The sequence below is a fragment of the Propioniciclava soli genome (genome assembly GCF_038502305.1).
GTDB lineage: Bacteria > Actinomycetota > Actinomycetes > Propionibacteriales > Propionibacteriaceae > Propioniciclava > Propioniciclava soli.
Genome location: NZ_CP115965.1, coordinates 1,596,106 through 1,608,442, shown reverse-complemented (window position 1 = coordinate 1,608,442; position 12,337 = coordinate 1,596,106). Strand labels below are relative to the sequence as shown.

Below are 12,337 nucleotides of genomic sequence, written 5' to 3'. Positions count from 1 at the left end.
CAGATCAACGCCGCTGGCCGTGGGCCTGTTCCCCGCCCCCGCAGCGCTGTTGCGGGGCGTCGGTGGTCAAGGCGTCGGGGCCCAAGGCGTCGTGGGCGATGGTGGCGGCGGCACCGGGATCCCCGGCCGCCAGCCAGGCGATGCGGTCGTCGCGCCGGAACCAGCCGAGTTGGCGGCGGGCGAACCGCTTGGTGCGGCGGACGGTGTCGGCCCGCGCCTCGTCCTGCGTGATCTCCCCGGCGAGGAAGCGCAACACCTGGGCGTAGCCGATGGCGACCGCTGCCGTCCGGCCCCGCCGCAACCCGGCCGCCTCGAGCCGGCGCACCTCGTCGACGAATCCCGCCTCCCACATCGCGTCGACACGCTCGGCGATGCGGGCATCCATGACGTCGCGCGGCAGTTCGAGCCCCCACGCGCGCACCCCGGGGATCGCGTACGTCCACGCGGGCAAGGTGGCGGCATGGCTGCCGGTGAGGTCGATCACCTCCAGCGCCCGGACGAGGCGGCGACCGTTGCCCGGCAGGATCTCCGCGCCGGCCGCCGGGCTGCGCCGGGCCAACTCGGCGTGCAGCGCCTCGGGCCCCTCGTCCGCCAGGCGCGCCTCCCAACGGGCGCGCACCGCGGCGTCGGTGCCCGGGAACTCGAACACGTCCAGGATGGCCCGCTGGTAGAGCGCCGACCCACCGACCAGCACGGGCACGACCCCGCGCCGGCGACAGTCCGCGATGGCCGTGCGGGCGCGATCCTGGAAGTCGGCCACGGTGGCGACCTCGGTGACGTCGAGAACGTCGACGAGATGGTGGCGGACGCCGCGCCGCTCGGCCTGCGTCGGCTTGGCCGTGCCGATGTCCATGCCCCGATAGACGAGCATCGAATCGGCGTTGACGATCTCGGCCGGCTGGCCGTGGGCGGCCAGGTGGAGGGCGACGTCGACGGCGAGGGTGGACTTGCCGCTCGCCGTGGGCCCGTTCAGGGCGATGACCGGCAGAGTCTCCTCGGGCGCGGGGTGGTGGGGCACCGGTCCATCTTGGCCCATCCGGGGCGTCCGGCTCACGGGCGGGGGGTTCCCTCGTCCGCATCGGCGGCGTACGGTGGGGCCTGCCGGGTGACAACAGGGCCGGCACTGGACGGGAGAGAGGAGGTCTCATGGGCATCTTCGACGACATCAAGAACACCGCCGACGCCCACGAGGCGCAGGTGGAGGCCGGGATCGACAAGGCGGGCGACGCCGTGGACCGCAAGACCGGGTCCCGCTACGCCGAGCAGGTCGACCAGGCCCAGGACTTCGCCAAGGACTGGGTCGGCGCCCCGGAGGGGACGACCGACCAGAACGCGAACGCTCCGCAGGAGCGCGCGTGACACAGCGGTGGCGGACGCCTGACGTTCGTTGATCCGTCCTGGACGCAAGCTATCTCGCTCAGGGCCGCACCCGATTCGGGTGCGGCCCTGAGTGCGTCCTGACCCGGCCGGCCGATGAGCACCGGGGTCGCGGTCCGGGTCGGGGTCGTCAGTTTCGGGAGCAGCCGCCGGTGGCCGGGGCCATCGGCTCGGGGCGGCGCAGCGGCATCCCCAACCCGATCGAGGGGGCTGCGGGTGGCGCGCCACGCCAGCGCTCCCACGCGTAGCCACCCGCGGTCCGCCGCAGGTTGGTCACCGCGCCGTCGGCGTTGAGGTGGTGGGGGGCGGCGTGGGTGATCTCGACGTCGGCCAGATCGCCCGGACGCGGGGCGGGTGCGTCTGGGTCGACCGCCACGTGGACCAACCGGTTGTCGCGGGCCCGCCCTGACACGCGGTGCGTCTCGGCGTCCTTGCGGCCCTCGCCGTCGGCGAAGAGCACCTCGACCGTGCGACCCAGGAAGGTCTTGTTCTCCTCCCACGCCAGGTTTCCCACGAGTTCGACCAGGCGCTCATACCGCTCCTGGACGACCGGCTTGGGCACCTGGTCGGCCATCGTGGCGGCCGGCGTCCCGGGGCGGATGGAGTACTGGAACGTGAACGCCGCCGAGAATCGGCTCGCGCGCACCACGTCCATCGTGGCCTCGAAGTCGGCGTCCGTCTCCCCGGGGAACCCCACGATGATGTCGGTGGTGATGGCGGCTTCGGGGATGGCGGCGCGAACGCGGTCGATGATGCCCAGGAAGCGCTCGCTGCGGTAGGAGCGGCGCATGGCGCGGAGCACGGCGTCGGAGCCGGACTGCAGGGGCATGTGCAGGCTCGGCATCACGTTGGGCGTCTCGGCCATCGCGGCGATGACGTCGTCGGTGAACGCCGCCGGGTGCGGCGAGGTGAAGCGGACGCGCTCGAGGCCTTCGATCTCGCCGCAGGCCCGCAACAGCTTGCCGAAGGCCAGCCGGTCGCCAAACTCGACGCCGTAGCTGTTCACGTTCTGGCCGAGCAGGGTGATCTCCTGGACGCCCTCGGCGACGAGGGCCCGGATCTCGGCGAGGATGTCACCGGGACGCCGATCGGCCTCCTTGCCGCGCAGCTGCGGGACGATGCAGAAGGTGCAGGTGTTGTTGCAGCCCACGGAGATGCTCACCCACGCTGCGTACGGCGAGTCGCGCCGGGTGGGCAGCGTCGAGGGGAAGCGCGTCAGCGACTCCTCGATCTCGACCTGCGCCGCCTGCTCCACGCGCGCCCGCTCCAGCAGCACCGGCAGCGAGCCGATGTTGTGCGTGCCGAACACGACGTCCACCCACGGCGCGCGGTTGACCACCGTGTCGCGGTCCTTCTGCGCCATGCAGCCACCCACCGCGATCTGCATCGCCGGGTTCTTCAGCTTCTCCGGGCGCAGGTGGCCGAGGTTGCCGTAGAGGCGGTTGTCGGCATTCTCGCGCACCGCGCAGGTGTTGAACACGACGATGTCACCGCGGGACGCCTCGGGCGCGCGGGTGTAGCCCGCTCCCTCGAGGAGACCGGAGATCCGCTCGGAGTCGTGGACGTTCATCTGGCAGCCGTAGGTGATGACCTCGTAGGTGCGCGGCAGGGCTTGGTTCGTCATGACGAGGGCAGATTCTACCCCGTGGCCGACGCGGGTCATTAGGGTGGGAGGCCCATGCCCCGCCTCCCGGTGGCGGGCCGCGAAGGAGGTTTCCATGAGCAACGACCAGATCGACCCGCGCGCCAAGCCCTCCCAAGAGCAGGCCGCCGACAATCCCTCGCTGCGTCACCCCGCACACATCGACGATCCGACCACCCGTCAGGACGTGGCCGACGAGCAGCCCGACGGCCCGGAAGCCGGTGACGTCGGCGAGCGTCGCGAGCCCGTCGGCGACGAGGACGGCCAAGACACGACGGATCAGTCCGACAGCGACATCGTCGACAAGGTCACCAAACCCTGAGTCGACCGCGCGAGTGGCTCGGGCTGGACGGTTCGGCAGGCAGCGCGGCCCGGCTCCGTCCGCTCGGCGGCCGGCCCCGCTCAGGGCTCCGGCTCGTCCAGGCCCTCGGTGACCTCGCCCACCACGCGGTGGGCCAAGCCGGGGCCGAAACCGCGCCGGGCCAATGCCCCCGCCAACCGGCGGTACCGGACGTGGGGTTCGAGGTTGGCCATGGAGCGGACCTTCTTCTCGGCCAGGGCCCGCGCCGCCGCGTAGTCCGCGTCGTCCGGGGTGTCGGACAGCGCGGTGTCGATGGTCTCGGCGTCGACCCCCTTGGTGCGCAATTCCTGGCGCAGGGCGCGCGCCGACTTCATGCGGCGCTGTTGCCCCTCCACCCACAAGCTGGCGAACTGCGCGTCGTCCACCAGCCCGACCTCCTCGAAACGGTCCAGCACGCGCGCGGCGACCTCGGCGGGCACACCTTTGCGGGCCATGGCCGTGGCCAGCTCGGCACGGGATCGGGCGCGCAGCTCGAGCAGCCGCAGCCCGATCTCCCGGGCCACGGCTTCCTGATCGGCCTCAGGCTGGTCACCGACCAGGTCGGTCGGTTCTTCGGAGGAGCGCCGACGCCCGCGACGGCCGCCCGCGCCCCCTCCCCTGCCCCCGCTCAGAACCTGACCTCGCCGGTCACCGGATCGATGTCCTCAGCAGCCTCCGCACCGGCGTCACCCGCGGCGTCCTCGCGCTTGACGCCCACGCCGAGCTTCGTCTTGATGCGGAGCTCGATCTCGTTCGCCATGTCGGGGTTGCGCTTCAGGTGGTTGCGGGCGTTCTCCTTGCCCTGCCCGAGCTGGTCGCCCTCGTAGGTGAACCAGGCACCCGCCTTGCGGATGATGCCCTCGTCGACGCCCAGATCGATGAGGCTGCCCTCGCGGCTGATGCCCTGCCCGTACAGGATGTCGAACTCGGCCTGCTTGAAGGGCGGCGCCACCTTGTTCTTGACGACCTTCACTCGCGTGCGGTTGCCGACCATGTCGGTGCCGTCCTTGAGGGTCTCGATGCGGCGGACGTCGAGCCGGACCGAGGAGTAGAACTTGAGGGCGCGACCACCGGTCGTCGTCTCGGGCGACCCGAACATGACGCCGATCTTCTCGCGCAGCTGGTTGATGAAGATCGCCGTGGTGCCGGCCCCGGAGAGCGCACCGGTCATCTTGCGGAGCGCCTGGCTCATCAGACGGGCCTGCAGGCCGACGTGGCTGTCGCCCATCTCGCCCTCGATCTCGGCGCGCGGCGTCAACGCGGCCACCGAGTCGATGACGATGAGGGTCAACGCCCCCGAGCGCACGAGCATGTCCGCGATCTCCAGCGCCTGCTCACCGTTGTCCGGCTGGCTCACCAGCAGCGCGTCGGTGTCAACCCCGAGCTTCGCCGCGTACTCCGGATCCAGCGCGTGCTCGGCGTCGATGAACGCGCAGATGCCGCCTGCCGCCTGGGCGTTGGCGATGGCGTGCAGCGCCACCGTCGTCTTGCCCGAGGACTCCGGGCCGTAGATCTCGACCACCCGGCCGCGGGGCAACCCGCCGATGCCGAGCGCCACGTCCAGTGTGATCGACCCGGTGGGGATCACCTCGATCGGCTGGCGGGTCTCCTCGCCCAGCCGCATGACCGACCCCTTGCCGTGGGCCTTCTCAATCTGTGCGAGGGCCGCCTCGAGCGCCTTCTCGCGATCTGCTACCGCCATCGTTCACCTTTCCCGCCCACCGGGTGGGCCCTCGGGTGGGAGAGGTCTCTCCCGCTTCACCCAGCACGTTAGGCCGTGCCTCCGACATTCCGTCACCCCCGTGGCGGGCTGTGGAGAACGAGCTGCCGTCGTGCCCAACATCCACAACTCTACCGAACAGGTGTTCGAAGGGGGCGCCGACACGCGCGGCGCGGTTCAGCGTTCCGAGGCCGGTAGTTCCAGGAAGGCCCACACGGCTCGCCAGACGCGCTGCGCGTTGACGCCCGAGGCCAGTGCCTCGATGACCGTGCGGCCCTCGAGATCGGCCAACACGGTCTGGTCCGCCCACACGCGGGCATACGGAGCGCCGAGGTGGTGCTCCAGGCGTCGCCAGAGTTCGGTCTCCCGCACGCGTCGGCTGGCTCTCGACGCGTCAGGCCGCCGCGCGCGGCGTCCGCAGCGTCAGCGTCGTGACGGCGCCGTGGGCCTCGACCCGGTCGCTCACCCGGCGCAACAGGTCGGCCAGCGGCACGTCCAGCGCGCCGCAGATGGCGTTGAGCAGCTCGCTGGAGGCCTCCTTCTGGCCTCGCTCCACCTCGCTGAGATAGCCCAGCGACACGCGGGCCTCCCCGGAGACCTCACGGAGGGTCTTGGTGGATTCCAGCCGCAGTTCGCGCAGCGTCTGTCCGAGCATCTCGCGCATGAGAACAGCCACGGTCCCCCTCCTCTCCTCAACGGGTGCCACATCGACCGGTACCTCAACGCACCGGCGTCCAGCCGTGTTCCCGACCCTACACGGGCGCGACGACGCGCAGCAGCATCGCGAGGGCGGCGTCCACCGTCTGCGCCCGAATCGCGGCCCGGTCGCCGGTGAACGCGTAGTGCTCCACCAATTGCTGCTGCGGCAGGGAGGCGATGCGAGGGCCGACCACGCACACGTACACCTCGCCGGGCTCGTGCCCGTCCTGACCGCTCGGCCCGGCCACCCCGGTGACGGCCACCGCCCAGTCGGCGTCCGTACGCTCCTGCAGACCGACGGCCATGGCGAGCGCCACCTCCTGGCTGACGGCTGTGTGCGCCGCGAGCGCCTCTGCCGGGACGCCGAGCAGGTCCGTCTTCAGCCGGCTCGCGTACGCCACCGCTCCGCCGAGGTAGACCGCGGACGCCCCCGGCACCTGCGTGAGCGTCGCACCGATGAGCCCGCCGGTCAGGGACTCCGCGGTGGCCAGCGTCACGGTCCGCTCGGTGAAGGTGGCGATGACATTCGCCGCCAACTCGCTCACCGGGCCTCCTCCGGGTGCTCGGCCAGGTAGCGGGCCCGCAGTTTCGCGGCCTCACGCAGGTAGTCCAGCCCCGTCACCACGGTGAGCACCAAAGCCAGGATCATCGCCGCCCACGCGAGCCACCCCCACCACACCGGCATCAGCGCCAGCCCGGGCAGGAACAGGATGATCGCGACGGCCTGCAGGACGGTCTTGAGCTTGCCACCGCGGTTCGCCGCCATCACGCCGTACTTGATGATCGCCCACCGGAGCACGGTGATGCCCCACTCGCGGACGAGGATGACCACGGTGATCCACCACGGCAGCTCGGCGAGGATGCTGAGGCCCACGAACGCCATGCCGGTGATGGCCTTGTCGGCGATCGGATCCCACAGCTTCCCGAAGTCCGTCACCAGGTTGTGCTTGCGGGCGATGTGCCCGTCCACCGCGTCGGTGATGATCGCCAGGGTGAACACGGCGGTCGCCACCCAGCGCATCACGGGGTCGGCGGGGAAGGCCAGCAGCACCCAGCCGAGGAGCGGAACCATCACCAGCCGCAGGCCGGTGAGCACGTTGGGCAGGTTCCAGTTGCTGGGCGGTGTGGTGGGTGCTGCGCTCATCGCGAAGTCTCCTCCCGCACGATCAGGTCGACGCCGTCCGACGCCTCGACCCTACCCCACACCAGGTCGCCCACCGCGCGGCGCGCGGCACCCCCCGGCACGAGGCAGACCCCATCGACCTCCGGGCCCTGGTGGGCCGCGCGACCCACCGCGTCCGGGCCGTCGGTCGACTCGACCAACACCCGGACGCGCTCGCCGACCCGCTCGGCCGCCCGCTGGTCGACCAGCTCGGTGGCGAGGTCGTTGACGCGTTCGAACCGCTCCGCCACGACGTCCGCGGCCACGTGATCGCCGAGACCGACGGCCTCGGTCCCCTCCTCGTCGGAGTAGGGGAAGACGCCGAGCGCGTCCAGCCGCGCCCGCTCGACGAAATCGACGAGCAGGTCGACGTCGGCCTCGGTCTCGCCGGGGAAGCCCACGATCACGTTGCTGCGGACGCCGGCGTCCGGCCGCAGCGCCCGAATGCGGTCCAGGAGGCCCAGGAACGACGCGGGATCCCCGAAGCGGCGCATGCGACGGAGCACCGCGGGCGCCGCGTGCTGGAAGCTGAGGTCGAAATAGGGCACGACCTTCTCCAGGCTGCACATCGTCTCGATCAGGCCCGGCCGGATCTCGGCCGGCTGCAGGTAGCTCACGCGGATCCACTCCAGGCCGTCGATGCGGTCGAGCTCGCCCAGGAGTCGTTCCAGCGCGCCCAGCTCACCGAGATCCTTGCCGTAGGACGATGTGTTCTCGCTCACCAGGAACGCCTCGCGCACCCCCTGCCCGACGAGCTGGCGCACCTCGGCCACCACGTCGTCCACGCCGCGGCTCAGGAACGAGCCGCGGAAGCTCGGGATGGCGCAGAACGCGCAGCGCCGGTCGCAGCCGGAGGCGATCTTCACCGCCGCGGACGGCCCGCCGGTCAGGCGTCGCCGCACCGGCCGCGGGCCGGACGCGGGCGCGAGGCCGTCCGGCAACGCGCCCAGCCCGGGCACGACCACCCCGGACGCGGCCGGGCGGCGCGCGGCCGGTGCCACCGGGAGGAGACGCCGCCGGTCCGACGGCGTGTGGGCCTCGACGTGCGCCCCGGCCATCACGAGGCGGATCCGCTCGTCGATGTCGGCGTAGGCATCGAAGCCGAGGACGGCGTCCGCCTCGGGCAGCGCCTCGGCCAGCTCGCGTCCGTACCGTTCGGCCATGCATCCGACCGCGACGACGCGCTGCGTCGGGCCGGCACCCTTCAGGTCGGCGGCAGCCAGGAGGGTGTCGATCGAGTCCTTCTTGGCCGATTCGATGAAGCCGCACGTGTTGACGACGATGGCCTCGGCGTCGCCGGGCTCCTCGACCAGGGTGAACCCACCGGTCTCCAGCCGCCCGGCCAGCTCGTCGGAGTCGACCTCGTTGCGGGCGCAGCCGAGGGACACGATGTGGACGCGGGTGGAGGTCACGCCGCAAGGGTATCCGGGGTGAGGAGCAGGTCGTTGCGTGCCCGCTCCACCCCGAGCCGGACGCCGACGAGCGGGAAGCCCCCAGGGCCTCCCGCTCGTCCGCGGCCAGTCACTCAGTACGAGACCGACCCGTACGACACCGAGCTCGAGGGTGCGGCGCCGTAGGAGACCGAACCGTACGACACGGAACCATAGGAGACCGACCCGTAGGAGACCGACCCGTACGACACCGACCCATAGGACACCGAGCTGGAGGGGGCGGCGCCGTAGGAGACCGAGCCGTACGAGACCGAATCGGGGGCCGAGCCGCCCGGCAGGGCGTAGGACACACTGCCCAGGGCCAGGGCTCCGGCGGCGAGGGTGCCGGTGGCGGCGAGCGCGAGACGCTTGATCATTTTTTCCCCAATCACTCAGTGTTCTTTGCCCACACGATCTGCGGCGGTCACCGGTGTGGGTGATTCACACCCTAGTCAACAGCGATCCGCGGCGTGAAGTTGAACACGGCGGGGGAGGAAGAAATTCACCCATGCGCCCCCCCTGGGCCCACCCATGGGGCCATCAGGGGGCGAAACCGCCCCGGCTCGGCACGAGCCGGGGCGTCCGAGAGGGGCTCGCTCAGCGCTGCAACACTGCGGCGCTGATGCGCTCCACCTCGTCCTGCGTCAGGTCCAGTTCCATGGCCAGGGCCGAGTCGGTGATCGAGGCCGGTCGGGACGCACCCGGGATCGGGATGACGTGGTCACCCAAGGCCAGTTCCCAGGCGAGCGTGACCTGCTGCGGGCTGACGCCGTGGGCGTCCGCCACCTGGGCGATCGCGGCGAAACGCTCGCCGACCGCTGCCGCTCCCCCGCCGGTGCCACCCAGCGGCGACCAGGGCAGGAAGGCGATGCCGTGCTCACCGCAGTGCTCCAACTCCGACAACGAGGTGTGGTTGAACTTCGGGGAGAACTCGTTCTGCACCGCCGCGAGCCCACCCTCGCCAAGCACCTCGAGGGCGATGTCGATCTCCTCGACGTTCGCGTTGGAGATCCCGATCTCGGCGATGAGGCCGTCGGCCTTCAGCTGCGCCAGCGCCTCGATGGCGTCGGCGTACACGCGGGTGCGATCCGGCCGGTGGAGGTAGTAGAGGTCGATCGTGTCGACCCCCAGGCGGGTGGCGGACGCCTCGGCCGCCCGGCGGAGGTGTGCGGGGGAGGCGTCCCGGCCCCAGCCGTCGGGCTCGTGGCGGGTGATGCCGCCCTTGGTGGCCACGACGACCTCGCTGCGGTCGCCCGACCAGGCGGCCAGCGCCTCGGCGACGATCTCCTCGTTGTGGCCCACCGCGTCCCAACTCGGGGCGTAGATGTCGGCGGTGTCGATGAGGCGGACGCCGGCGTCAAGGGCGGCGTGCACCGTGGCGATCCCCTGCTCGCGGGGCGTCGTCGTGCCGTCGTTGTTCATGGAGAACGGCATGGCCCCCAGGCCGAGGGGGGACACGCGGAACTGTCCGAGAGTGCGCTGCTTGGTCATGCAGCCCACCCTAGTGCGCGTCGGAGCTCAGGCCTCCGCCAGGTTGGACAGCACCGCGTCCAGGTCGTCGGGCTTCACGAGCACCTCGCGGGGCTTGCTGCCCTCCGAGGGGCCGACGATGCCGCGGGTCTCCAGGATGTCCATGAGGCGTCCGGCCTTCGCGAACCCCACGCGCAGCTTGCGCTGCAGCATGGACGTCGAACCGAGCTGCAGGTTCACCACGAGCTGGGCGGCCTCGAGGACGAGCTCGAGGTCGTCGCCGATGTCCTCGGCCACCTTCGTCGACTCCGCCGGCGCCGCCACGTCCTCGCGGTACTGCGGTGCGAGCTGCTCGGTGACGTGCTTCACGACCTCGCGGATCTCCGCCTCGGTGACCCAGGCGCCCTGCACGCGGACGGGCTTGGACGCCCCCATCGGCAGGAACAGGCCGTCGCCCTGCCCGACGAGCTTCTCGGCGCCCGGCTGGTCGAGGATAACGCGCGAGTCGGTCATCGACGAGGTGGCGAATGCCAGGCGCGAGGGCACATTGGCCTTGATGAGGCCGGTGACGACGTCGGTCGAGGGGCGCTGCGTGGCCAGCACCAGGTGGATGCCGGCGGCGCGCGCGAGCTGGGTGATGCGGACGATGGAGTCCTCGACGTCGCGCGGGGCGACCATCATGAGGTCGGCCAGCTCGTCGACGATCACCAGCAGGTACGGGTAGGGCGCGAGCACGCGCTCGGAGCCGGGAGGCACGGTCACGGCGCCGGAGCGGACCGCCTTGTTGAAGTCGTCGATGTGCCGGAACCCGAAGGCGGCGAGATCGTCGTAGCGGGCGTCCATCTCGCGGCAGACCCACTGCAGTGCCTCGGCCGCCTTCTTCGGGTTCGTGATGATCGGCGTCACGAGGTGCGGGATGCCCTCGTAGTTGGTGAGCTCCACGCGCTTGGGGTCCACCAGCAGGAGGCGCACCTCGTCCGGCGTCGCGCGCATGAGCAGCGAGGTGATCATCGAGTTCACGAAGCTCGACTTGCCGGAGCCGGTGGCTCCCGCGACGAGCAGGTGCGGCATCTTGGCCATGTTGGCCACGACGTAGCCGCCCTCGACGTCCTTGCCCAGCCCGACGGTCATGGGGTGGTGGTCGTTGCGGGCGCGGTTGCTGCGCAGCACGTCGCCCAGGCTGACGATCTCCTTGTCGGTGTTCGGGATCTCGACGCCGATGGCCGACTTGCCGGGGATGGGGCTGAGGATGCGGACGTCCGCCGACGCCACGGCGTAGGCGATGTTGCGGCCCAGCGCGGTGACCTTCTCCACCTTGACGCCCTGGCCCAGCTCCACCTCGTAGCGCGTGACCGTCGGCCCGCGCGTGTAGCCAGTCACCTGGGCGTCGATGTCGAACTGGCTGAACACCTCGGCCAGGCGCCCCACGATGGCGTCGGACGCCTCCGTGCGCGCCTTGGGTGCCGTGCCGGCCTTGAGGCTGGTGGATTCCGGCAGCACGTACTGGACGTCGCCGGTGAGCACGAGCTGCTCCGCGCGCAGCGGTTCGTTGGAGTGTTCGGGCGGCTGCAGGTCCTTCGGCGGGTCGACCGTCACGGGCGCCTTGCCGGCCGTGACCGGCGGGGCGGCCACCGCGGCGATGCGCTCCTCGGGGACGACCTCGCCGTCGACCACGTCGGCGTCCGAGGGGTCGAGCTGGAGCCGATCCTCGACCAGCGGGCTGTCGTAGGCCTCGTCCACGCCGTAGGTGAGCTCGGGGCGCTCGGGACGCTGCGGCAGCCGGGCGCGCAGCGCCGCGAAGCGCTGCGGGAACTCCCGCAGCGGGATGCCGGTGATCACCAGCAGGCCGAACAGGCTGATGAGCACCAGCACGGGCACGGCGACCCACCGGGTGAGCAGGTCGGCGAGGAACGAGCTGGAGATGAAGCCGAGGATGCCGCCGGCGGCCTGCATCTGCTCGGCCTGGGACGGTGTGGGCAGCCCGCGGGCGATGCTGATGAGGCCGAGGACGCCGAGGGCGAGGGTCAGCCACCCCACCGGCTGGCGGCCGGCGGGGCCGTTGGCCTCGGGGTCGCGCAGCGTGCGCCACGCCAAGGCCCAGCAGGCGAGCGGGACGGCGACGGCGGCCGAGCCGACGATCGTGGCGATGCCGACGCGCAGCGCGTCCCCGACCGCACCGGGGAGCATGAACCAGAACGCCGCCGCGACGAGCGCGCCGAGCACCAGCAGAGCGAGGCCGGTGCCGTCGCGCCGCTTCTCGGGGTCGAGCTGGCGATCCGGCGAGCCCAGGCTGCGCACGAGGCGTCCGGTGGCGTGGGCCAGCGCCATCCAGACCGCGGCGATGCCGCGTCCGAGCGCGGCCAGGACGGCCGTGAAGCCGCCCCCGCTGTTCGCGGGGGCGCGCTTGGAGGAGTTCGATGAGCTTCGGCCACGAGAAGACGACGAACGGGGTGCGTTCGATCGGCTCCGCGTGGGGGAAGACGCGCGGGTCGCCATG

14 protein-coding genes are annotated in these 12,337 nt (G+C 71.6%); 2 read left to right on the top strand and 12 right to left on the bottom strand.

Going from position 1 to position 12,337, the window contains the following annotated elements; all coding sequences use genetic code 11:
* Positions 1–4: 4 nt before the first annotated feature.
* Positions 5–1,018 (bottom strand): tRNA (adenosine(37)-N6)-dimethylallyltransferase MiaA, encoded by a 1,014-nt coding sequence (miaA, locus tag PCC79_RS07370; protein ID WP_232548082.1) that lies wholly within the window; start codon positions 1,016–1,018, stop codon positions 5–7.
* Positions 1,019–1,146: 128 nt separating this feature from the next.
* Between miaA and PCC79_RS07365 the strand changes: the two genes are divergently transcribed.
* Positions 1,147–1,359: an antitoxin gene (locus PCC79_RS07365; protein ID WP_232548083.1), complete on the top strand. Its 213-nt coding sequence runs from the start codon at positions 1,147–1,149 to the stop codon at positions 1,357–1,359.
* 148 nt (positions 1,360–1,507) lie between these two features.
* On the opposite strand, the gene miaB is transcribed toward PCC79_RS07365, so the two are convergent.
* Complete coding sequence (gene miaB / locus PCC79_RS07360; RefSeq protein ID WP_342373424.1) at positions 1,508–3,001, bottom strand: tRNA (N6-isopentenyl adenosine(37)-C2)-methylthiotransferase MiaB; 1,494 nt, start codon at positions 2,999–3,001, stop codon at positions 1,508–1,510.
* Positions 3,002–3,095: 94 nt separating this feature from the next.
* Here miaB and PCC79_RS07355 point away from each other — a divergent pair, with 94 nt between their 5' ends.
* On the top strand, positions 3,096–3,341 hold the full coding sequence (locus PCC79_RS07355; RefSeq protein ID WP_232548085.1) for a hypothetical protein: 246 nt from the start codon (positions 3,096–3,098) through the stop codon (positions 3,339–3,341).
* A gap of 80 nt (positions 3,342–3,421) precedes the next feature.
* On the opposite strand, the gene PCC79_RS07350 is transcribed toward PCC79_RS07355, so the two are convergent.
* From PCC79_RS07350 to PCC79_RS07305, 10 genes are all read right to left on the bottom strand, one after another.
* The gene (locus tag PCC79_RS07350; protein WP_232548086.1) at positions 3,422–3,883 is read right to left on the bottom strand and encodes a regulatory protein RecX; all 462 of its coding nucleotides are present in this window, start codon (positions 3,881–3,883) and stop codon (positions 3,422–3,424) included.
* A gap of 104 nt (positions 3,884–3,987) precedes the next feature.
* Entirely contained in the window at positions 3,988–5,061 is a 1,074-nt protein-coding gene (recA, locus tag PCC79_RS07345) for a recombinase RecA (RefSeq protein WP_232548087.1), read from the bottom strand.
* A gap of 195 nt (positions 5,062–5,256) precedes the next feature.
* Positions 5,257–5,451 (bottom strand): DUF3046 domain-containing protein, encoded by a 195-nt coding sequence (locus PCC79_RS07340; protein WP_232548088.1) that lies wholly within the window; start codon positions 5,449–5,451, stop codon positions 5,257–5,259.
* Between the two features lie 22 nt (positions 5,452–5,473).
* Positions 5,474–5,743: a helix-turn-helix domain-containing protein gene (locus PCC79_RS07335; RefSeq protein WP_269779202.1), complete on the bottom strand. Its 270-nt coding sequence runs from the start codon at positions 5,741–5,743 to the stop codon at positions 5,474–5,476.
* An 88-nt stretch (positions 5,744–5,831) separates the two neighbouring features.
* Positions 5,832–6,323, bottom strand: coding sequence for a CinA family protein (locus PCC79_RS07330; RefSeq protein ID WP_232548090.1), 492 nt, complete (start codon positions 6,321–6,323; stop codon positions 5,832–5,834).
* Positions 6,320–6,922, bottom strand: coding sequence for a CDP-diacylglycerol--glycerol-3-phosphate 3-phosphatidyltransferase (pgsA, locus tag PCC79_RS07325; protein WP_232548091.1), 603 nt, complete (start codon positions 6,920–6,922; stop codon positions 6,320–6,322). Before pgsA ends, PCC79_RS07330 begins: the two co-directional genes overlap by 4 nt.
* Entirely contained in the window at positions 6,919–8,352 is a 1,434-nt protein-coding gene (rimO, locus tag PCC79_RS07320) for a 30S ribosomal protein S12 methylthiotransferase RimO (RefSeq protein ID WP_342373423.1), read from the bottom strand. The genes pgsA and rimO overlap by 4 nt, the downstream gene beginning before the upstream one ends.
* 113 nt (positions 8,353–8,465) lie before the next feature.
* The gene (locus PCC79_RS07315) at positions 8,466–8,747 is read right to left on the bottom strand and encodes a hypothetical protein (RefSeq protein WP_232548093.1); all 282 of its coding nucleotides are present in this window, start codon (positions 8,745–8,747) and stop codon (positions 8,466–8,468) included.
* A gap of 220 nt (positions 8,748–8,967) precedes the next feature.
* Positions 8,968–9,861, bottom strand: a complete 894-nt coding sequence (locus tag PCC79_RS07310; protein ID WP_232548094.1) for an aldo/keto reductase — start codon at positions 9,859–9,861, stop codon at positions 8,968–8,970.
* Between the two features lie 27 nt (positions 9,862–9,888).
* Positions 9,889–12,336 (bottom strand): FtsK/SpoIIIE family DNA translocase, encoded by a 2,448-nt coding sequence (locus PCC79_RS07305; RefSeq protein ID WP_342373422.1) that lies wholly within the window; start codon positions 12,334–12,336, stop codon positions 9,889–9,891.
* Position 12,337: the final 1 nt, after the last annotated feature.

Excerpts from the sequence above, each read along its gene's own strand:
- PCC79_RS07365 (WP_232548083.1), top strand. The coding sequence starts at position 1,147 with ATGGGCATCTTCGACGACATCAAGAACACCGCCGACGCCCACGAGGCG.
- miaB (WP_342373424.1), bottom strand. The coding sequence starts at position 3,001 with ATGACGAACCAAGCCCTGCCGCGCACCTACGAGGTCATCACCTACGGC.
- PCC79_RS07355 (WP_232548085.1), top strand. The coding sequence starts at position 3,096 with ATGAGCAACGACCAGATCGACCCGCGCGCCAAGCCCTCCCAAGAGCAG.
- recA (WP_232548087.1), bottom strand. The coding sequence starts at position 5,061 with ATGGCGGTAGCAGATCGCGAGAAGGCGCTCGAGGCGGCCCTCGCACAG.
- PCC79_RS07335 (WP_269779202.1), bottom strand. The coding sequence starts at position 5,743 with ATGCGCGAGATGCTCGGACAGACGCTGCGCGAACTGCGGCTGGAATCC.
- pgsA (WP_232548091.1), bottom strand. The coding sequence starts at position 6,922 with ATGAGCGCAGCACCCACCACACCGCCCAGCAACTGGAACCTGCCCAAC.
- PCC79_RS07315 (WP_232548093.1), bottom strand. The coding sequence starts at position 8,747 with ATGATCAAGCGTCTCGCGCTCGCCGCCACCGGCACCCTCGCCGCCGGA.
- PCC79_RS07310 (WP_232548094.1), bottom strand. The coding sequence starts at position 9,861 with ATGACCAAGCAGCGCACTCTCGGACAGTTCCGCGTGTCCCCCCTCGGC.
- PCC79_RS07305 (WP_342373422.1), bottom strand. The coding sequence starts at position 12,336 with ATGGCGACCCGCGCGTCTTCCCCCACGCGGAGCCGATCGAACGCACCC.